Raw genomic sequence first — 19,117 nt, 5'->3', positions numbered from 1 at the left:
CGTGGCCGACGCGACCATCCACGCCAGCGCGGTGGTCGATCCGTCGGCGCGGATCGGCAGCGACGTCGAGATCGGGCCGTTCACCTTCATCGGCCCCGACGTCGAGATCGGCGATGGCACCCGCGTCGGCCCGCACTGCAGCATCCACGGGCCCACCCGCATCGGCCGCGACAACCGCATCCACGGCCACGCCGCGATCGGCGGCGACCCGCAGGACAAGAAGTACGCCGGCGAGCGCGTGTCGCTGGAGATCGGCGACGGCAACGTGATCCGTGAGTTCGTCACCATCAACCGCGGCACCGGCGGCGGTGGCGGCACGACCCGGATCGGCGACGACAACTGGCTGCTGGCCTACACCCACGTCGCCCACGACTGCATCGTCGGCAGCCACTGCGTGTTCTCCAACAACTCCACCCTCGCCGGGCACGTCGAGATCGGCGACTGGGTGATCATGAGCGGCTTTTCCGGCATCCACCAGTTCTGCCGGATCGGCGCCCATGCCTTCCTCGGGATGGGCGTGCTGGTCAGTGGCGACGTGCCGCCCTACGTGATGGTGGGCATCGAGGATCACGGCCGCCCGCGCGGGATCAACGCCGAGGGCCTCAAGCGCCGCGGCTTCGACGCCGACCGCATCGCCGCGATCAAGCGCGCGTATCGCACCGTGTACGTCGCCGACGGCAGCCTGGCCGAGGCGAAGGAAAAACTGTCCGGCATGGCCGCCGACAGCGCCGACGTGCGCGATTTCCTCGACTTCATCGAGCGCGGCGAGCGACCGCTGGCGCGGTGACGACGGGAATCGGGAATCGGGAGCCGGAGATCGCCAGCGGCACGGGCGAACGCCCGGCGTCGGCATCCGCCTTTCCGGGACCCGGGTCCCGGGTCCCACGTCCCGGCCCTCCCCGCTTCGCCCTTTGCGCCGGCGAAGCCTCCGGCGACCTGCTCGGCGCGGGGCTGGTCGAGCAGCTGCGCGCGCGATTCCCGGATGCGCAGTTCGCCGGCATCGGCGGCGATGCGATGCGCGCGGCGGGATTCGAGGCCTGGCACGATGCGCAGGCGCTGGCGGTGATGGGGTTCGCCGAAGTGCTGGCGCACCTGCCGCGATTGCTGAAGCTGCGGCGCGGATTCCGCCGGCAGGTGCTGGACTGGCGGCCGGACGCCTTCATCGGCATCGACGCGCCCGACTTCAACCTCGGCGTCGAGAAGTGGCTCAAGCGGCGCGGCGTGCGCACGGTGCACTACGTCAGCCCGTCGGTGTGGGCGTGGCGCGAGAAGCGCGCGGAAAAGATCGGCCTCAGTGCCGACCGCGTGCTGTGCCTGTTCCCGATGGAACCGCCGATCTACGCGCGCCACGGCGTCGATGCACGATTCGTCGGCCATCCGCTCGCCGACGCGATGCCGCTGGAACCCGACCGCGGCGCCGCGCGCACGCAGCTCGACCTGCCCGCCGACGCGCCCGTGCTCGCGGTGCTGCCTGGTTCGCGGCTGGGCGAGATCTCGCGGCTGGGCGCGCCCTTCCTGGAGGCCGCGGCGAAGGTCGCCGTCGAAGTCCCCGGACTGCAGGTCGTCGTCCCCGCCGCCAACGCGGCGTGCCGGCAGGCGATCGAAGCCCTGCTCTCCCGGTCACCGATTCCCGCTTCCCGATTCCGGCTCCTCGACGGCCAGGCGCGCACCGCGATGGTCGCCGCCGACGTGGTCCTGCTCGCCTCCGGCACCGCGACGCTGGAGGCGATGCTGGCCAAGCGGCCGATGGTGGTCGGCTACCGCATCGCACCGCTCACGCACGCGATCGTCAAGGGCATGGGCATGCTCAAGGTCGACCGCTACGCGCTGCCGAACGTGCTCGCCGGCGCCGACCTCGCCCCGGAGCTGATGCAGGACGACTGCACACCCGACAGGCTCGCCGACGCGGTGCTCGGCTGGTTCCGCGACCCCGCCTCGGTGGCGGCGCTGCAGGCGCGTTACCGCGAGATCCACGAGACGCTGCGCCGCGACGCGTCGGCACGCGCGGCCGCCGCGATCGCCGAACTCGTCGCGGGGGCATCGGCAGGAGCGCCGCGATGAGCCGTCGCAGGCCGGTCATCGCGCGCAGGGCCGACGCCGACGCCGGTGGCGTGGCGGAAGGCGACCTGTTCGCCGGCGCCGCCGAGCCCGACGCCAACCTGCCGACCTTCGTTGCCGGCGTGGACGAGGCCGGCCGTGGGCCGCTTGCCGGGCCGGTGGTGGTCGCCGCGGTCGTGTTCGCACCCGGGCGCACGCCGGTCAACGGCCTGGACGATTCCAAGCAGCTCGCCGCCGGACGGCGCGAGGCGCTGTACGCGCGCATCGTCGAGCGCGCGCTGGCGTGGAAGGTCGTGTTCGTCGGTGTCGACGAGATCGACCGCATCAACATCTTCCAGGCCACGATGACCGGGATGCGGCGCGCGCTGGAAGGCGTGCTGCCCGCGCTCGGCGGCGGCAGCTGTGTCGCCCGCATCGACGGCAACCAGCTTCCGCGCCCGCTGCCCTGCCGCGCCGAGGCGTGGATCGGCGGCGACGCGCTCGACCGCTCGATCATGGCCGCGTCGATCCTGGCCAAGGTCGCGCGCGACCGCCACATGCGCGAGCTGCACGACGCCTGGCCGCAGTACGGTTTCGACCTGCACAAGGGCTATTCGACGCCGGCGCACCTGGCGTCGCTGCGCGAGCACGGGCCTTGCCCGCAGCACCGGCGCAGCTTCGCACCCGTGCGCGCGGCGCTGGCGCAGGCGGGCGCGGAGCCGGCGGCCGCCTTCAGCGGTCGATGATGATGTGCGGGTCGAGGACGTGGCCGTTGGCGGTCACGTTGTACTTGTGGTCGATGCTCTCGTTGCCCTTGTTCTCCACCCGGATCGTGACCTTGCGCGGGGATCCTTCGCCGGCCTCGACCGTCACCGGCGACCTGGCCGACCGGTAGCCGCGCCCGGGCGTTCCTTCGGTGACCGTGCCCGGGCTGCCCTGCGGGAACTCAAGCGCGAACGCCGTGCTGTCCGCCAGCGGGCCGCGCCAGGTGACCTCCACGCCCGACCGGACCCTGCACGTTTCCGGCTCGACCCGTGGCGTGTGGTCGGCGGCATAGGTCACGTTGATGTGGACGGGCTGTCCCGGTTCCCCGGTGCCGCACAGGCGGGTGGCGCAGGCGGCAAGGGACAGGCAGGCGGGAACCGCGAACAGCAGCGAAATCGGACGCATGGCGACCTCCGGGGGATCCGGTGCACCGGCACCGGTTGGCTTCGCGTGCTAGTGCCTACGCGAACCGGGCGGCGCGCCGGCCAGCGCCGCGCCTGCCAGGGCCCTGAGGACGGGCGACGCGCGGATACGGTCGGGGTCGACACCCTCCCGGCGCGCGGCCTCGAGCCGGGTACGCGCCTGCTCCGCGTCGCCCAGCCGGGCCAGGGTCTGCGCGGCCCACAGCGACACCTCGCCGCGCTCGGTGCCCAGCGCCTCGGCGCGGGCCAGCAGTTCGCGCGCGGCATCGGCCTCGCCCAGGTTGGCCCGGTACCACGCCGATGACGCCAGCGCCTGCGCGTCGTCGGAGCGGATGTCGACGTAAGGCTGCGCCAGCTCGACCGCGCGCCGGTACATCGCCCGCGCCGCGTCGCCGCCACCGTCCTGCGCCGCCAGCGCGTCACCGAGGTTGCCCCAGTTGCGGTAGTCCTCGGGCTTGAGTTCGGCCGCCTGCCGGTACAGGCGCGCGGCCTCGACGTAGTGGCCGGCCTCGTACTGGAGGGTGCCCAGGTTGCCCAGCACGCCGTAGCTCGGCGCGATCCGCAGCGCGCGCCGGAAAGCCTCGCCGGCCTCGCCCCTGCGGCCCGCGGCCAGGTACATGCTGCCCAGCCCGCTCCAGGCCTGACCTCCCGCGGCTGCAGCTCCGTCGCCTTGCGATAGGCCTCGATCGCCCCATCGAGGTTGCCGCTGGCGTACTGCTGGTAGCCGATCTCCCGCCAGGTCTCGCCGTCGCCCGGCCGCAGGTCCAGCGCGCGGCGCAGGTATTCCAGCGCCATCCCGGCGCGGCCGTTGGCGCCGTGGACCCTGGCGATGCCGATGTCGGCGTCGGCGGCGAACGCGGGGTCCTCCATCGCGCCGGTGTACTGCTCGATCGCCTTGGCCGACTCGCCGCGCACGCGGTACAGGTCGCCGAAGGCGAGGCGGAGTTCGTGCAGGCCCGGGTCCATCCCGGCCGCGCGCTCGCAGGCGTCGCGGGCGCGGGTGTAGGCATCGGCGTCGCGGGCGTATTCGAAATGCCGGATTTCCGCCCGGCAGATGCCGGCCTGCGCCCGCGCGAAGCCGGAGTCGGCGCTGAGCGCCTGGTTGAAGTAGCCGACCGCGCTGGCCAGGTTGCCGTCCTCGCCGCGCGCCTGCAGCCGGTCGAGCCCCCTGAGGTAGGCGTCGTAGGCGGCGAGGCTGCGGGTCGGCGCCAGCCGCCGGGCAATCGCCCCCTCCTGCGCCGGGATGACGCCGAGCAGGGCGTGCACTACTTCGTCGGCGATCTCGTTCTGCACGTCGAACACGTCCGACAGCTGGCGGTCGTAGCTGTGCGTCCACAGCGTGTAGCCGCTGCCGGTGTCGGTGAGGCGCGCATTGACGCGCACGCGCGAACCCTCGCGGCGGATGCTGGCGTCGAGCAGGGTCGCCACGCCGAGCCTGGCGCCCAGCGCCTTCGCATCGAACGCGCCGTCCCCGGCGATGGTGTCGGGCGAGGTGCGCGCGGCGACCTTGATCCCCGGCACGCCGGCCAGCGCCTCGTGCATCTCCAGCGCCAGGCCTTCGGCGAAATAGCGATCGTCGCGGTCGTCGCTGAGCGTGGTGAACGGGAGGATGGCGACCGAGGCCTCCGCCGGCCTCGGGACCGCCGTCGCGCGATCGTGCAGCCACCAGGCAGCGGCCAGCACGAGCACGATGGCCGCCGCCGCGGCCAGCCAGGGCCAGCGGCGTGGCAACCGGCGCGGCGATGCGGGCGTTTGAGCCGCGAGGGTTCCGGCCGCGGCCTCGGGTGCACCGCCGGCAGCAGCGCCCCCTTCCGGCAGCAGCGGCCCGGCATCGCTCTCGGGGATCGCCAACCCCGTCTCCATCTCCGATGACAGGCCGGAAGCCGTGTCCGGCACCCCTGCCGCCTGCTCCGGCGCACCGGCGGCCTCCCCGTCCTCCAGCACGCCGATGAAGCAATAGCCCAGCGCGTGCCGGGTCTGGATGTAGCGCGGGTTGTGGGAATCGTCGTCCAGCGCGTGGCGCAGCTGCGCGATGGCGCGGGTCAGCACGCCCGGGGTGACGTGGCGGTGGCCCCAGACCCGGTCGAGCAGGTCGTCGCGCCCGATCAGCTCGCCCGGACGCCGCAGCAGCGCCAGCAGCACGGCGAAGGCCTTGGGCTCCAGCGGTTGCGGCGCACCACCCCGCACCAGGGTGTGGGCGGAAGCATCGACCACGACGTCGCCGAAGCGGTATTGCCCCGCCGTGCCGTCGTCCCGGTCCGCTGCTGCCAGCTTCATCGCCAGGTCCTCATGCGATCACAGAAACATCCGTGTTCGCTCACACAAACCTTGCACGGCCATCATGACCCAAAGCGGCCCGGCGCGGAATCTGGGCGTGCGCCGCAAGCCCGTGGCGCCACACACGAGGATCACGCCATGAACGCCCAGCTTTCCAGCTTCAAGCCCCTCCCGACCTCCCTGCTGCCGCGGTCCGTCCCGCATCCGTCGCGCCGCCACCTGATCGGCGACTACCCGCTGGACGACGCCGCGCTGGCGCGGTTCAACCAGCTGATGGCCCGCCTGAGCCATGCGCCGCTGGATCCGGACCAGCTCGCCACCGCCGCCCGCGAGCTGCCCCGGCCGAAGGACGCCGGGCGCGCCCCGCGCTGCATCGAGCAGCGCCTCCGGCGCGCGACCTCGGTCGGGCTGATGATCGCCGACCCGGCCTGGGAGCCCGCCAACGAGGCGGCCGAGCCGGCCGCGCTGGTCCTGGACTACCTGCGCAGCCGCCAGGACCTGATTCCGGACGACCTGCCGCGGATCGGCCGCCTGGACGACGCCATCGTCGTCGACGCCGCCTGGCCGCGGCTGGCGGACGAGGTGGCCTGCTACCTCGACTATTGCCGCATCCGCCGCATCGAGGCCGAACTGCGCCAATGCGAGGTCAGCCAGTTCGCCTTCAGCCGCGGCGACTGGGAGCAGGCGCGCAGCGCCGAGCAGGCGTGGATCGAACACTGCCGCGCATCCGGCGAACGCAGCTACCTGCCTTCCGCCGCGCCCCGCCACTTCCGGGTGTGCTGATGCCCGCCCACGGGACCCACCGGAGAGACAACCATGAACATTGCACGCATGCCGATCCGCAACATCCTGCTCACCGTGGTGGTCGCCTGCGCCTTCATCATCGACGCGCGCACGGCGCGGGCGTCCGCCGTGGACCGGCCCGGGGATGCGGCTCCGGCCTTCCCGCACGCCGTCGCCACGCCCACCGTGGAAGGCCGCTGCCCGTGGCTCCGGGCTGGATGCCCGCAGCTGCGGGCGGGGACGGAACGACGGTAGCGCCGCGGCCCGCGCGCCCCCGGCACGCGCCTGCGCACGCCCCGGCCTGCGCAGGCGGCCCTTCCCGGGCCGTCCACGTGGCGGCCCTTCTTTTGCCGATCTCCCGCGGATCCCGCAATCACGCCCGCCCCCGCGGCCATGGCCTGTCAAGTCCTTGTCCGCGCCGGCCCCCCGGCCTAACCTGCCTGCATCCGTTTTCCTGCGATGCCCGCCATGGCGCAATCCCATCGGTCCCGGCCCGACACCCGTCCGGGCAGGCGGCGCCGGACGCGCCCCTGACCCATGCCCGCCCGCTTCGCCCACCTCCATCTCCACAGCGAATACTCGCTCGCCGACTCGACGATCCGGATCCCGGAGCTCGTCGCGCGCTGCGTGGAGCTGGGCCAGCCTGCGGTCGCGGTCACCGACCGCAACAACCTGTTCTCGCTGGTCAAGTTCTACCGCGCGGCCGAATCGAAGGGCATCAAGCCCGTCGCCGGCGCGGACGTGTTCATCGCCGAGGCCGACGAGGCGCCCACGCGACTGACCCTGCTGTGCCGCGACCATGACGGCTACCTCGCGCTTTCGCGCCTGCTCACGCGCGCGTGGATGGAAGGCCAGCGCCACGACGGCGTGGTGGTGCGGCCGCAGTGGCTGGCCGAACACAACGAAGGCCTGTTCGCGCTCGCCGGTCGCCACGCGCAGCCGGGCCAGCTCGCCGCCGGCAACCGGCATGACCTGGCCGAACAGGCGCTGGCTGACCTGCAGCGCCGGTTCGGCGACCGCCTGCACCTGGAGCTCACCCGCTGCGGCCTCGACGGCGAGCAGGCGTTCAACGACTTCGCCCTGCATGCCTCGGGCAAGCTCGGCATCCCGGTGGTGGCCAGCAACGACGTGCGCTTCCTCGCGCCCGAAGGCTTCGACGCGCACGAGGCGCGCGTGTGCATCGCCTCCGGACGCGTGCTCGACGACCCGCGCCGGCCGCACGACTACGGCCGGCAGCAGTACCTCAAGTCCAGCGACGAGATGGCGGCGCTGTTCGACGACGTGCCCGACGCGATCGACAACGCGCTGGCGCTGGCGCAGCGCTGCAACCTCGAGCTGCGGCTGGGCACTTACTACCTGCCCGCCTTCCCGGTACCGTCCGACCACACGCTCGACTCGTGGATCCGCAGCGAGGCGCGCGACGGCCTGGCCAGGCGCCTGCAGACGCAGCCGCTGGCCGAGGGCCACGATCGCGACAGCTACGCCGCGCGGCTGGAGACCGAGCTCGACGTCATCACCAAGATGGGGTTCCCCGGCTACTTCCTGATCGTGGCCGACTTCATCAACTGGGCCAAGGACCACGGCATCCCGGTCGGCCCGGGCCGCGGCTCGGGCGCCGGCTCGCTGGTGGCCTGGTCGCTGGGCATCACCGACCTCGACCCGCTGCCCTACGACCTGCTGTTCGAGCGCTTCCTCAACCCCGAACGCGTGTCGATGCCCGACTTCGACATCGACTTCTGCATGGACCGCCGCGACGAGGTGATCGACTACGTCGCCGCCAAGTACGGCCGCGACCGCGTCAGCCAGATCATCACCTACGGCACCATGGCCGCGAAGGCGGTGGTGCGCGACACCGGCCGCGTGCTCGGCTTCCCGTACGGCTTCGTCGACGGCATCGCCAAGCTGGTGCCGATGACGCTGGGCATCTCGCTCGACGACGCGCTCGGCCGCACCGACAAGTCGCGCAGCGACGAGAACTGGCGCTCGGACGAACTGATCGCGCGCTACAACGACGAGGACGACGTCCGCGACCTGCTCGACCTTGCCCTGCAGCTCGAGGACCTCACCCGCAACGCCGGCAAGCACGCCGGCGGCGTGGTGATCGCGCCGACACCGCTCAGCGACTTCTGCCCGCTGTTCGCCGAACACGACGGCGACGGCCACGGCCGCAACCCGGTGACGCAGTTCGACAAGGACGACGTCGAAGCGGTGGGTCTGGTCAAGTTCGACTTCCTCGGCCTGCGCACGCTGACGATCATTGACTGGGCGGTGAAGGCGGTGAATCGTCGCCGGGACCCGGGACCCGGGACGCGGGACCCGGAAAGCCGGGAGGCTGGCGCCGGAGATCCGCTTCCAGCTGGCGACGGCAAATCTCCAGCCACGCAGGGTAGGGCAGGCCCCGGGTCCCGAGTCCCGGGTCCCGGGTCCCGGGACCCGCTCGACATCACCACCCTCCCCCTCGACGATCCCGCGACCTACGAACTGTTCGCGCGCGGCGACACCGTCGCGGTGTTCCAGTTCGAATCGCGCGGCATGCGCGAGCTGCTGCGGCGGGCGAAGCCGGACCGCTTCGAGGACCTGATCGCGCTGGTCTCGCTGTACCGGCCGGGCCCGATGGACCTGATCCCGGACTTCATCGAGCGCAAGCACGGACGCGCCGAGGTGCAGTACCCGCACCCGCTGCTCGAACCGGTGCTGGCGCCGACCTACGGCGTGGTGGTGTACCAGGAACAGGTGATGCAGACCGCGCAGATCCTGGCCGGCTACTCGCTCGGCGGCGCCGACCTGCTGCGCCGCGCGATGGGCAAGAAGAAGGTCGAGGAGATGGCCAAGGAGCGCGCCAAGTTCGAGGCCGGCGCGCTCGAGCACCACGGCATCGAGCCGCGGCAGTCCGGCCCGATCTTCGACCTGCTGGAAAAATTCGCCGGCTACGGCTTCAACAAGTCGCACGCGGCCGCGTACGCGCTGGTGTCGTACCAGACCGCGTGGCTCAAGGCCCACCACCCGGCCGAGTTCATGGCCGCGGTGCTGTCGTCGGACATGGACAACACCGACAAGGTGGTGATGTTCCTCGACGAGGCGCGCGCGATCGGGCTGGAGGTGCTGCCGCCGGACGTCAACGCGTCGACCTACATGTTCGAGGCGATCGGCGAAGGCACGATCCGCTACGGCCTGGGCGCGGTGAAGGGCGTGGGCCGCGGTGCCTGCGAGGCGATCGCCGCCGAGCGCGCGGCCAACGGGCCGTTCGCGGACCTGCTCGATTTCTGCAAGCGGGTGGAATCGAACAAGCTCAACCGGCGCACGCTGGAGGCGCTGGTCAACGCCGGCGCGCTCGACGCGCTGGGCAGCAACCGCGCCACTCTGATGCTGCAGCTGCCCGAAGTGCTCAAGGCCACCGAGCAGATGGCGCGCGAGCGCGAGGCCGGCCAGGTGTCGCTGTTCGGCGGCTTCGCCGAGCCCGCCTCGCCCGCACGCATCGAACTGCCCGAAGCCGTCGAGTGGCCGCTGGCGCAGAAGCTCGCCGGCGAACGCGAGACGCTGGGCCACTACCTCAGCGGCCATCCGCTCGACCCCTACCGCGACGAACTGGCCGCGCTGGTCGGCCACGACCTCGGCCAGCTCGACGCCCTGTGGGAACGCGCGCAGTCCGGCGCGCGGCCGCAGGAAGGCCGCAGCTGGCGCCCGGAGGCCAACGTCGTCATCGCCGGCCAGGTCGTGGGCATGCGCAAGCGCGGCGACTCGCAGGCCTTCGTGCACCTGGAGGACGGGCGCGGCCGGATCGAGTGCGCGTTCTTCTCCGAAGCCTGCTTCGAGTACGCGCAGTTGCTGGTGCGCGACCGGATCCTGGTAGTCGAGGGCGGCCTGCGCGAGGACGAATTCAACGGCGGCTTCTCGCTGCGCGCGCGGCGCTGCTGGGACTTCCACCAGGTCTGCCCGGAAAGCGCGCGCCGGCTGGCGCTGCGCCTGGACCTGCGCGAGCCCGGCGTGCTCGACCGCATCGAGGCCCTGCTCGCCCGCCACCGCCCCGGCGGCACGCCGCTGCGCTACGACCTGCTGCTGCCCGACGGCGCCGCCGGCACGCTGGACCTCAACGGCAGCCACTCGGTGCGCGCCGACGCCGACCTGATCGGCAGCCTGCGCGCCCAGCCCGGCGTGCGCGCGGTGAAGGTGGCGATGGGCAGCCGGCCCTGGGCCAGCTGACCGAACCGGGCAGCCTCCTGCAGGCGCCGCGCCCACACCCGCCCGTACGGCCGCAAACCCGCCATCCGCTAGACTGTCGCTTTCCCGCGTCACGGCCCGTCGATGAACCCGAACTACCTCGACTTCGAACAGCCCATCGCCGACCTCGAGGCGAAGATCCAGGACCTGCGCCAGGCCAGCCACGGCCCGGCGGTCAACATCGACGCCGAGCTGCACACCCTGCAGGACAAGCTGCGCCTGCGCACCGCGCAGATCTTCCGCGACCTCTCGCCGTGGCAGGTCTCGCAACTGGCGCGCCACCCCGCGCGTCCGTACACCAACGACTACATCCGGGTGATCTGCGACGAGTTCCAGGAGCTGGCCGGCGACCGCGCCTATTCCGACGACGCCGCCATCGTCGGCGGCCTGGGCCGCATCAACGGCCGCAGCGTGATGATCATCGGCCACCAGAAGGGCCGCGACACCAAGGCCAAGGTGCGTCGCAACTTCGGCATGCCGCGCCCGGAGGGCTACCGCAAGGCGCTGCGGCTGATGAAGATGGCCGAGCGCTTCAGGCTGCCGCTGCTGACCTTCATCGACACGCCCGGCGCGTATCCGGGCATCGGCGCAGAAGAGCGCGGCCAGTCCGAGGCGATCGCGCGCAACCTGCTGGAAATGTCGGAGCTGAAGATCCCGATCGTGTGCACGGTGATCGGCGAAGGCGGCTCCGGCGGCGCGCTGGCGATCGGCGTCGGCGACCGCACGGTGATGCTCGAATACAGCACCTACTCGGTGATCTCGCCCGAGGGCTGCGCCTCGATCCTGTGGAAGGACGCGGGCAAGGCGCGCGACGCCGCCGAACAGCTGGGCCTGACCGCCAAGCGCCTGCTGGAGCTGGGGCTGGTCGACAAGCTGGTCCGTGAACCCATCGGCGGCGCCCACCGCAACCCGAAGCAGACCGCCACGCGCCTTAAGGCCGTGCTGCTCAACGAGCTCGACGCCCTCGACGCACTGCCGACGGACCAGCTGCTGGAACAGCGCTACCGCCGACTGCGCAGCTACGGGGCGTACGAAGCGGCCTGACGCGCCTGCGCACCAGGCTGGCGCCGGCAACACCGGCCGCCGGCGTGCAGGATTTCATGATCTAGACTCTCCCCGCCGGCACTCGGCCGGCATGGGGAGAACACACGATGATCATCAAGCGTATCGACGTGCTGTCCGCCGGGAAGATCTCCGGCATCATCGCCGCGGCCATCGGCCTGATCGCGGGCCTGCTGTTCCTGGTGTTCGGCGGCATGATCGCCAGCCTCGCCGGCCAGCAGGACGGGGGAGGCCTGATCGCCATGGGCGGGGGCATCGTGGGCGTGATCGTACTGCCGATCATGTACGGCATCTTCGGTTTCATCGGCGGCGTGATCCAGGCCTTCATCTACAACCTGGCCGCGGGCTTCGTCGGCGGCATCCGGATCGAAACCGAGTAAGCCTTCCGGCACGCCGGGCGCATTGTCCGGCGTGCTGCTTCAAATCAGCACGTCACATCCGCATCGCATATCGGCGCCGTCACCAGGCGCGCAGGTACTGCGCCGGCGCCTGCGGCTCGACGTCGAGCGCGCGTGCCGCACGGCGCGGGAAGTACGGATCGCGCAGGAACTCCCGCGCCAGCAGCACCATGTCCGCGTCGTCCCGCGCGAGGATCGCTTCGGCCTGTTCCGGCGCGGTGATCATGCCGACCGCGCCGGTGGCCACGCCCGCCCCGCGGCGGATGCGCGCGGCGAAGGGCACCTGGTAGCCGGGGCCGGTCGCAATCTGCTGGCGCGGGTCGAGTCCGCCGCTGGACACATCGACCAGGTCCACGCCGAGCGAGGCCGCGACGCGCGACACCTCGACGCTCTGTTCGATGTCCCAGCCGCCGTCCACCCAGTCGGTCGCGGAAATGCGCAGCCACAGCGGAAGCGACTCCGGCCAGGCTTCGCGCACGGCGGCGATCGTTTCGCGCAGCAGGCGCGTGCGTCCTTCGAAACCGCCTCCATAGGCGTCTTCGCGCCGGTTCGACAGCGGCGACAGGAACTCGTGCAACAGGTAGCCGTGCGCGGCGTGGATTTCGACGATCCGGAATCCCGCCTCGTGTGCGCGCACCGCCGCGGCGCGATAGTCGGCCACGACCCGGGCAATGCCGTCCGCATCCAGCGCCGCCGGCAGCGGATAGTCCTCGTCGAAGCGCAGCGCCGACGGCGCGACCGTCTGCCAGCCGCCCTCGCCCACCGGCACCTCGCCCGATCCGCGCCAGGGCGCGAACGTGCTCGCCTTGCGCCCGGCGTGCGCGAGTTGCATCGCCGGCACCGCGCCCTGCCCGTCGATGAAACGCGCGATCCGCGCCCACGCCTCCGCTTGCGCATCGTTCCAGATGCCCGCGTCCTCCGGCGAGATCCGGCCTTCCGGCGACACCGCGCTGGCCTCGGTGAACACCACCGCCGCGCCCCCCACCGCGCGGCTGCCCAAATGCACCAGATGCCAGTCGCCGGGCATGCCGTCGACCGAGCTGTACTGGCACATCGGCGACACCGCGATGCGGTTGCGCAGCACGAGGCCGCGTTGCTGCAGGGGCTGGAAGAGTCGGCTCATGGTCCGGGCATTCGGAGAAGGTCTGGCTACTCTAGCGAACGACCTCGCGATCCCCGCGCACGCCGGCGGATCACTGCGTCGCGGCGACGTGGCACCATCGCGGCATGAGCGACGCCCTGCCCGCCGGATTCTTCGCAATGCCAGGCGTCGAAGACCGCGTGCGAGGGGTCCTGGTCGGCCTCAGCGGCGGCCTCGACTCGGTCGCGTTGCTGCACCTGCTCTCGACGCAGCCGCGCATCCGCGGCGCCGGACTGCGCGCGCTCCACGTGCATCACGGGCTACAGCCGGCCGCGGACGACTGGGCCGCACACTGCCGCGCCGTGTGCGAAGCGCTGGACGTGCCGCTCCAGGTGGTGCGCGTCGACGTGGCGCGCGACACCGGCAGCGGCCTGGAAGCCGCCGCCCGCAGCGCGCGCCGCGCGGCCTTCGCCGACGCATTGCGCGAAGGCGAAGTGCTGGCGCTCGCCCACCATCGCGACGACCAGGCCGAAACCTTCCTGCTGCGCGCGCTGCGCGCCTCCGGCCCGGATGGGCTGGCCGCGATGCGGCCGTGGCAGCGCTTCGGCAGCGGCTGGCTGTGGCGGCCGCTGCTCGCGGTGCCGCGTGCCGGCCTGCTCGCGCACGCGCGTGCGCACGGGCTGCCGTGGATCGAGGACCCGAGCAACGACGACACCGCCCACGATCGCAACTTCCTGCGCCACCGCGTGCTGCCGCTGCTGCGCGAACGCTGGCCCGCGGCCGATGCGGCGCTGGCGCGCAGCGCGGCGCTCGCCGCCGAAGCCGGCGACCTGCTGGCCGATGAGGATGCCTCGGCGCTGGACGCCGCGCGCACGCCCGATCCGTACACCCTGTCGGTGACCGCGCTGGCCGCGCTGCCACGGGCCCGTCGCGCGCGGGTGCTGCGGCGCTGGGTCGATGCGCTGGGCTTGCCGCCGCTGCCCGCGCAGGGCGTCGCGCGCATCGAATGCGACCTGCTGGCGGCCGCCGCGGATGCCGGCGCGATGTTCGAATGGCAGGGCTGCGCCGTGCGTCGCTGGCGCGACCTGCTGCACGCCGGTGCGCTGCCCGAGCCATTGCCATCGACCTGGCGCGTCGCGTGGGACGGACGCACGCCGCTTGCGCTTCCCGGCGGCGGCGAACTGCGGCTGGAAAGCGCGGACGGCTTCGAAACACCGCTGTTCGCCCACGCCCGCGGTGGCGGCGAGCGCATCCAGCTGCCCGGCCGCGCGCACTCGCACGCGCTCAAGCACGTGCTGCAGGACCTCGGCGTCCCGCCGTGGCGGCGCGGACGGCTGCCGCTGCTGTCCGATGCCGACGGCCGGGTCCAGGCTGCAGGCGACCTCGTCACGTCCGCGCCGTTCGACACCTGGCTGCGCGCGCGCGGCGCGCGCCTGGTGTGGCGCGACGCGGCGCCACGCGCAATCCCGCCCGCCTGACACCGGCCTTGTCGTAAACTCCACGCATGCCGCGCAAAGCCTCTCCCGACAAGTCCGCCGAACCCTCGCCCGTCGCCGATTTCGAGGCCTCGCTCGACGCCCTCGAGCAGCTGGTCGAGAAGATGGAACACGGCGAGCTCAGCCTCGAGGAATCGCTGGCCGCCTACGAACGCGGCGTCGGCCTGTACCGCCGCTGCCAACAGGCGCTGGAGCAGGCCGAGCTGCGGGTCAAGCTGCTCAGCGACCCGGACAACCCGGCGTCGGCCGAACCCTTCGGCGCGATGCAGGATCCCTGAGCGGCGTGGACGCCGCTGCCACGCCGGCGCAGGCGGCCACGCAGTGGCGCCAGCGCATCGACGCCGCGCTCGAACGCATCCTGCCCCCGGCCGATGAAGCCCCGCAGCGCCTGCACGCCGCCATGCGCCACGCCGCGCTGCTGGGCGGCAAGCGCATGCGCCCGCTGCTGGTCTACGCGACCGGCACCGCGTTCGGCGCAAGTCTCGAAGCGCTCGACGCCCCGGCACTGGCGGTCGAACTGGTGCACGCCTACTCGCTGGTGCACGACGACCTGCCGGCGATGGACGACGACGCCCTGCGCCGCGGGCAACCGACGGTGCACGTCGCCTTCGACGAGGCCACCGCGATCCTCGCCGGCGATGCGCTGCAGTCGCTGGCGTTCGACACCCTCGCCCACGCGCGCTGCGACGCGCGGGCCACCGTCGACATGCTGCGCGAACTGGCCGTCGCCGCCGGTGCGCGCGGCATGTGCGGCGGGCAGGCGCTGGACATCGACGCCACCGGCGGCGCGCGGGTGCTGCGCATCGACGAACTCGAACACCTGCACGCGCTGAAGACCGGCGCCCTGCTGCGCGCCTCGGTCCGGCTCGGCGCGATCGCCGCCGGCGTCGACGCGGACACGCGCGCGCAGCTCGACCGCTACGCCGACGCCCTCGGCCTGGCCTTCCAGGTCCGCGACGACCTGCTCGACGTCGAGGGCGACAGCGCCACCCTCGGCAAGACGGCCGGCAAGGACGCGGCACAGGACAAGGCCACCTTCCCCGCGTTGATAGGAGTGGAAAGCTCGCGCGCGCGGCTGGCCGAGCTCGCGCAGACCATGGAAGACGCACTGGCCCCGCTGGGGCCGCGTGCAGCCGCGCTGTCGACGCTCGGCGAGCTGGCGATCCGCCGCTCGCACTGACCGTGGCGGTCGCCGCCCGGCTTTGACGTTTCTTTCCCGAACGGGTGCAGCACCCGCGGGGAGGATTTCGAGTGGCAGGCAAGGCCAGGCACCGGCTGGAAGGCGCGATCGACCGCTTCATGGCGGCCGCGAGCCTGGCGTTCATCGACGCCTGGGCCGTCGTCGAGCGGGACTATCGCCGGCCGCTGTCGTGGTTCGCGCGGCACCTGCGCTACGCCTTCTATCCGCTGCTGGCCATCGCCATGGTCGGCTGGCTGGCCTGGGACTGGCACCACGGCCGCTCGCTGGACGCGGCCGAGGACGCGATCTTCGACAACGTGATCAGCTGGCGGCCGGCCGAACCGGCGCCGTCGGGACGCACGGTGGTGGTCGAGATCGACGACTGCTCGATCGAGTACTACCGCGCCCGCGGCGAAGGGGGCTGGCCATGGCCCCGCGAGCGCCACGCCGACCTGCTCGATGCGCTGGATCGCGCCGGCGCGCGCGCCGCGGGCTTCGACGTGCTGTTCATGGACCCTTCGCCGGATGATCCCGGCGGCGACGCCCTGCTCGAGGCGATGGCCACCGGCGGCAAAGGCCGGTTCCTGTTCGCGGCCAGCCGCCTGCATCCCGACTTCGACGCCGCCGCCGCCCTGCGCGCGGCCGACGTGCCCGGCGCGTTCGGCCTCGTGCCCGATGCCGCGCCGCCCGGGCCGCGCGTCGCCCTGGCCCGGCCCTACGGCACGGCGATGGCCCGGCACGCGGGTTTGGTCAACATCCGCCGCGGCAGCGACGGCGTGCTCCGCGACGTACGTCTGTACGAGGCCGCGGGCGACTGGGCGCTGCCGTCGCTGGTGCTGCGGCTGGCGCAGGCGGCGGGTGCGGACACGGCCGCTGCCCTGTCCGCGCGCGGCGGCGACCTGCGCGTCAACTGGCGCGAGCACGCGCGCCTGCCGTACGCCAGCGCCGCGGACATCATCGAGGGCAAGCCGGTCTGCGGGCGCACGCTGCCGCCGCTGCGCGGCGTGGTGGCGGTGGTCGGGCACACCGCCGCCGGGGTCGAAGACGCCAAGCCCACGCCCGTCAACATGGCCATGCCCGGCGTCGAGGTGCTGGCCGAAGCGGTCGAGGCGCTGGTTGCCGACACCTGGATCCGGATGCCGCCGGGCTGGCTGAAGTACGCGCTGGCCACGTTGCTGGTGCTGCTGTCGACCTTCGTGTTCTGGCGCGGCGAACCACACAAGGACGTCGACCCGGCCTTCTTCGGCGCCAACCTGCTGCTGGTCGCAGGCGCATTCGCGGGGCTGACGTGGCTGGGCTGGTTCGTCGACATCTTCGCCAGCCTCGGCTACGGCGCGCTGTGCTTCGGCCTGTGCCGCGGCTACGCGACCGTGCAGCGCAAGCGCACGGCAGGCAACGTCGATTACGTGCGCGAATACGACCCCGTCGCCCAGCCCTGGCTGCTCCTGGTGCGCCTGCGCTTCGAGGCCGAGCCGTCCCTGCCGCGGCAGCAGGCCCGCCGCAGGCGCCGCGAATACCGGCGGGTGCTGCGCCGGTTCCTCTATCGCGGCGAGGGCATCGTGTTGATCGAAGGCGTGGTCGAGCGCAAGCACTGGCTGCAGGCGATCCTCGACGACACGGTGCTGCTGCTGTGGCACGGCGAAAGCGAAGCCGGCGTGCGCGCCCGCGCGCGTCGCGACCTCGACGCGCTGCACGCCGCCCTCGACCGGAACGGCGAACGCCTCGATCACGACAGCCGGGTGCTGGCCTGCGCCAGCGCAATGCGGATCGGCGGCGACGACATCCCTGCCGGCGACCGTCGCCGGCGCCTGCGCGCACTGCTCGGACAGGACCCAGGCCGCCTCGGCGAATGGCCGCTGGCCGCCGACAACCTGCCTGTTTCCCGGATTCCCCCACGCGAGGAGAACGACCCATGCGACTCCCCTTCCGCTTCCTGACTCCCTTCCTGCTGGCCGCTGCCACGCTCGCAACGCCGGCCGCGCTGGCAGCCGAGGTGCCCGCGATCGTGCACAAACGCTCGGTGGAGGTCCGCCAGGCGCCTGATCCCGGGGCAGCGGCGATCACCACGCTCCGCCGCGACACACGCGTCGCGATCGGCGCCCAGCAGGGCCTGTGGTACGCGCTGGTGCTCGACGATGGCCGCAGTGGCTACGTACGCGTCAACGAAGTGCGCATGCTGCCATCAGGCACCGAAGCCGCTGGTACCGCCCGTCCGCTGTTCCAGGGCAACGCCGGCAAGGGCCGCGTGACCGAAACCGCGACCGTGCGCGGCATCGACGCCAGCGACCTCGCCGGCGGCCGCCACGATGCCGCGGCGCTGGCGCGGATGGAGGGCTACCGCGTCGACGCCGACACCGCCGCCGCGCACGCCCGCGAGCTGGGCTGGCAGGCAAGGCAGGTGTCCTATCCGGGCGAGGCGAAGGAGCTCGACACCTCGGGCCAGCAGGCCACGCGCGCGGAGAAGCGCAGCGGACTGTCGGCCGCGCGTGGCCTGCTGTCGAAAATCGGCGGCGGCGCCATCGCCAGCGCGCCGGTCGCGCGCGTCGCCGACCGCGCGGTCGGCAAGTCCGACCAGGAGGTCGCCGAAGAGGAGCGCGCGCTCGGCCCGGCCGTCACCGGCCGCGTCCTCGGCGTGGCACCGCTGTGGAACAACGACGACGCCCAGCGCCGCGTCAACCTGGTCGGCCGCTGGCTGGCCTCGCAAACCTCACGCCCCGGCCTGCCGTGGACCTTCGGCGTCATCGACGATGGCGAGATCAACGCCTACGCCGCCCCCGGCGGCTACGTGCTGGTGACCCGCGGCATGTACGAGCTGCTGGCGGACGACGCCGAGCTGGCGGCGGTGATCGCGCACGAACTCGCCCACGTCGTCCAGCGCGACCACTTCGAGGTCATCCGCAGGCAGCAGGTGCGGGAAGCAGGCAAGGACGCCGTGATGTCGCAGGTCAACGCCCCGGCTGCCGCCTCGTACGCCAAGCGCTACGTCGACCGGCACGGCGCCGCGGTCCTGCTCACCGGCCTCGACCGCGATGCCGAATACGGCGCCGACGCCGCGGCCGGCATCTACCTCCAGCGCGCAGGCTTCGACCCGCTGGCGCTCTACTCGGTGCTGCAGAAGATGGCCGCCCTCGGCGACCGCCCGGCCCCCCTCGCCCAGCTGTACCGCACCCATCCGCCACTGGACGAGCGCATGGACCGGCTGGACCGGTAGATGGAAAGCCCGCGCCGTTGACGCACAACGCCCATGGATCCAGCCCACCTTTTCCCTTCCGCTTCTGGAGATGCGGACGCCGATTCGATATGACCAGACCCGGAGGGCGCCGCACATGGATGTGTGGCGTTTTTCTACAAGACATGGATGTCTTGTAGAAAAATCCCCGCGACGACGATTTCCCGGG

The 19,117-nt window shown here is 72.5% G+C and carries 16 protein-coding genes and 1 pseudogene; 13 read left to right on the top strand and 4 right to left on the bottom strand.

Translation table 11 applies throughout. The features are described from left to right. The first annotated feature begins 1 nt into the window (after window position 1). From lpxA to ABD679_RS12045, 3 genes are read left to right on the top strand one after another with little or no spacing between them, the layout of a single operon-like run. A complete protein-coding gene (gene lpxA / locus ABD679_RS12055; protein WP_344760222.1) occupies window positions 2–787 on the top strand; it encodes an acyl-ACP--UDP-N-acetylglucosamine O-acyltransferase in 786 nt (261 codons plus the stop codon). 29 nt (window positions 788–816) lie between these two features. After that, window positions 817–2,061 (top strand): lipid-A-disaccharide synthase, encoded by a 1,245-nt coding sequence (gene lpxB, locus ABD679_RS12050; protein ID WP_425561900.1) that lies wholly within the window; start codon window positions 817–819, stop codon window positions 2,059–2,061. Beyond that, complete coding sequence (locus ABD679_RS12045) at window positions 2,058–2,783, top strand: ribonuclease HII (protein ID WP_425561897.1); 726 nt, start codon at window positions 2,058–2,060, stop codon at window positions 2,781–2,783. The genes lpxB and ABD679_RS12045 overlap by 4 nt, the downstream gene beginning before the upstream one ends. Here ABD679_RS12045 and ABD679_RS12040 read toward each other — a convergent pair. The 3 genes and pseudogenes from ABD679_RS12040 to ABD679_RS15650 form a co-directional block, all read right to left on the bottom strand. Continuing rightward, window positions 2,770–3,099 carry a hypothetical protein gene (locus tag ABD679_RS12040; RefSeq protein WP_344760219.1) on the bottom strand — a complete coding sequence of 110 codons (330 nt, stop codon included), beginning with the start codon at window positions 3,097–3,099 and terminating at the stop codon, window positions 2,770–2,772. The two genes, ABD679_RS12045 and ABD679_RS12040, sit on opposite strands and share 14 nt — an antisense overlap. Before the next feature lie 156 nt (window positions 3,100–3,255). Next, complete coding sequence (locus ABD679_RS15655) at window positions 3,256–3,843, bottom strand: tetratricopeptide repeat protein (RefSeq protein ID WP_425561899.1); 588 nt, start codon at window positions 3,841–3,843, stop codon at window positions 3,256–3,258. 1,343 nt (window positions 3,844–5,186) lie between these two features. Next, window positions 5,187–5,501 (bottom strand): annotated as a pseudogene (locus ABD679_RS15650) (winged helix-turn-helix domain-containing protein); the annotation flags it as partial. 138 nt (window positions 5,502–5,639) lie between these two features. On the opposite strand from ABD679_RS15650, the gene ABD679_RS12030 reads away from it, so the two are divergent. The 5 genes from ABD679_RS12030 (at window position 5,640) to ABD679_RS12010 (ending at window position 11,944) form a co-directional block, all read left to right on the top strand. Continuing rightward, the gene (locus ABD679_RS12030; protein WP_344760217.1) at window positions 5,640–6,284 is read left to right on the top strand and encodes a YkvA family protein; all 645 of its coding nucleotides are present in this window, start codon (window positions 5,640–5,642) and stop codon (window positions 6,282–6,284) included. Between the two features lie 33 nt (window positions 6,285–6,317). Then, window positions 6,318–6,539, top strand: a complete 222-nt coding sequence (locus ABD679_RS12025) for a hypothetical protein (protein ID WP_344760216.1) — start codon at window positions 6,318–6,320, stop codon at window positions 6,537–6,539. 282 nt (window positions 6,540–6,821) lie between these two features. Next, the gene (gene dnaE / locus ABD679_RS12020) at window positions 6,822–10,484 is read left to right on the top strand and encodes a DNA polymerase III subunit alpha (RefSeq protein WP_425561896.1); all 3,663 of its coding nucleotides are present in this window, start codon (window positions 6,822–6,824) and stop codon (window positions 10,482–10,484) included. A gap of 102 nt (window positions 10,485–10,586) precedes the next feature. Then, window positions 10,587–11,546 (top strand): acetyl-CoA carboxylase carboxyltransferase subunit alpha, encoded by a 960-nt coding sequence (locus ABD679_RS12015; RefSeq protein WP_344760215.1) that lies wholly within the window; start codon window positions 10,587–10,589, stop codon window positions 11,544–11,546. 107 nt (window positions 11,547–11,653) lie between these two features. Next, window positions 11,654–11,944 (top strand): hypothetical protein, encoded by a 291-nt coding sequence (locus ABD679_RS12010; protein ID WP_344760214.1) that lies wholly within the window; start codon window positions 11,654–11,656, stop codon window positions 11,942–11,944. Between the two features lie 79 nt (window positions 11,945–12,023). Here ABD679_RS12010 and ABD679_RS12005 read toward each other — a convergent pair whose 3' ends face one another. After that, window positions 12,024–13,085 carry an NADH:flavin oxidoreductase/NADH oxidase gene (locus ABD679_RS12005; RefSeq protein WP_344760213.1) on the bottom strand — a complete coding sequence of 354 codons (1,062 nt, stop codon included), beginning with the start codon at window positions 13,083–13,085 and terminating at the stop codon, window positions 12,024–12,026. A gap of 137 nt (window positions 13,086–13,222) precedes the next feature. Here ABD679_RS12005 and tilS point away from each other — a divergent pair, with 137 nt between their 5' ends. The 5 genes from tilS (at window position 13,223) to ABD679_RS11980 (ending at window position 18,930) form a co-directional block, all read left to right on the top strand. Beyond that, entirely contained in the window at window positions 13,223–14,521 is a 1,299-nt protein-coding gene (gene tilS, locus ABD679_RS12000; protein ID WP_344760274.1) for a tRNA lysidine(34) synthetase TilS, read from the top strand. A 26-nt stretch (window positions 14,522–14,547) separates the two neighbouring features. After that, window positions 14,548–14,817 carry an exodeoxyribonuclease VII small subunit gene (locus ABD679_RS11995; RefSeq protein WP_344760212.1) on the top strand — a complete coding sequence of 90 codons (270 nt, stop codon included), beginning with the start codon at window positions 14,548–14,550 and terminating at the stop codon, window positions 14,815–14,817. Window positions 14,818–14,822: 5 nt separating this feature from the next. Continuing rightward, a complete protein-coding gene (locus ABD679_RS11990) occupies window positions 14,823–15,719 on the top strand; it encodes a farnesyl diphosphate synthase (RefSeq protein ID WP_344760211.1) in 897 nt (298 codons plus the stop codon). Window positions 15,720–15,790: 71 nt separating this feature from the next. After that, a complete protein-coding gene (locus tag ABD679_RS11985; RefSeq protein ID WP_344760210.1) occupies window positions 15,791–17,656 on the top strand; it encodes a CHASE2 domain-containing protein in 1,866 nt (621 codons plus the stop codon). Next, a complete protein-coding gene (locus tag ABD679_RS11980; protein ID WP_344760209.1) occupies window positions 17,632–18,930 on the top strand; it encodes a M48 family metalloprotease in 1,299 nt (432 codons plus the stop codon). Before ABD679_RS11985 ends, ABD679_RS11980 begins: the two co-directional genes overlap by 25 nt. Window positions 18,931–19,117: the final 187 nt, after the last annotated feature.

Source organism: Luteimonas lutimaris (genome assembly GCF_039537065.1).
Lineage (GTDB): Bacteria > Pseudomonadota > Gammaproteobacteria > Xanthomonadales > Xanthomonadaceae > Luteimonas > Luteimonas lutimaris.
This window is presented reverse-complemented; position numbering and strand designations above follow the sequence as displayed.

What these genes read in the sequence shown, in the direction of transcription:
- ABD679_RS12045 (WP_425561897.1), top strand. Translation starts at nt 2,058, where the DNA reads ATGAGCCGTCGCAGGCCGGTCATCGCGCGCAGGGCCGACGCCGACGCC.
- ABD679_RS15655 (WP_425561899.1), bottom strand. Translation starts at nt 3,843, where the DNA reads ATGTACCTGGCCGCGGGCCGCAGGGGCGAGGCCGGCGAGGCTTTCCGG.
- ABD679_RS12030 (WP_344760217.1), top strand. Translation starts at nt 5,640, where the DNA reads ATGAACGCCCAGCTTTCCAGCTTCAAGCCCCTCCCGACCTCCCTGCTG.
- ABD679_RS12025 (WP_344760216.1), top strand. Translation starts at nt 6,318, where the DNA reads ATGAACATTGCACGCATGCCGATCCGCAACATCCTGCTCACCGTGGTG.
- dnaE (WP_425561896.1), top strand. Translation starts at nt 6,822, where the DNA reads ATGCCCGCCCGCTTCGCCCACCTCCATCTCCACAGCGAATACTCGCTC.
- ABD679_RS12015 (WP_344760215.1), top strand. Translation starts at nt 10,587, where the DNA reads ATGAACCCGAACTACCTCGACTTCGAACAGCCCATCGCCGACCTCGAG.
- ABD679_RS12010 (WP_344760214.1), top strand. Translation starts at nt 11,654, where the DNA reads ATGATCATCAAGCGTATCGACGTGCTGTCCGCCGGGAAGATCTCCGGC.
- ABD679_RS12005 (WP_344760213.1), bottom strand. Translation starts at nt 13,085, where the DNA reads ATGAGCCGACTCTTCCAGCCCCTGCAGCAACGCGGCCTCGTGCTGCGC.
- tilS (WP_344760274.1), top strand. Translation starts at nt 13,223, where the DNA reads ATGCCAGGCGTCGAAGACCGCGTGCGAGGGGTCCTGGTCGGCCTCAGC.
- ABD679_RS11995 (WP_344760212.1), top strand. Translation starts at nt 14,548, where the DNA reads ATGCCGCGCAAAGCCTCTCCCGACAAGTCCGCCGAACCCTCGCCCGTC.
- ABD679_RS11980 (WP_344760209.1), top strand. Translation starts at nt 17,632, where the DNA reads ATGCGACTCCCCTTCCGCTTCCTGACTCCCTTCCTGCTGGCCGCTGCC.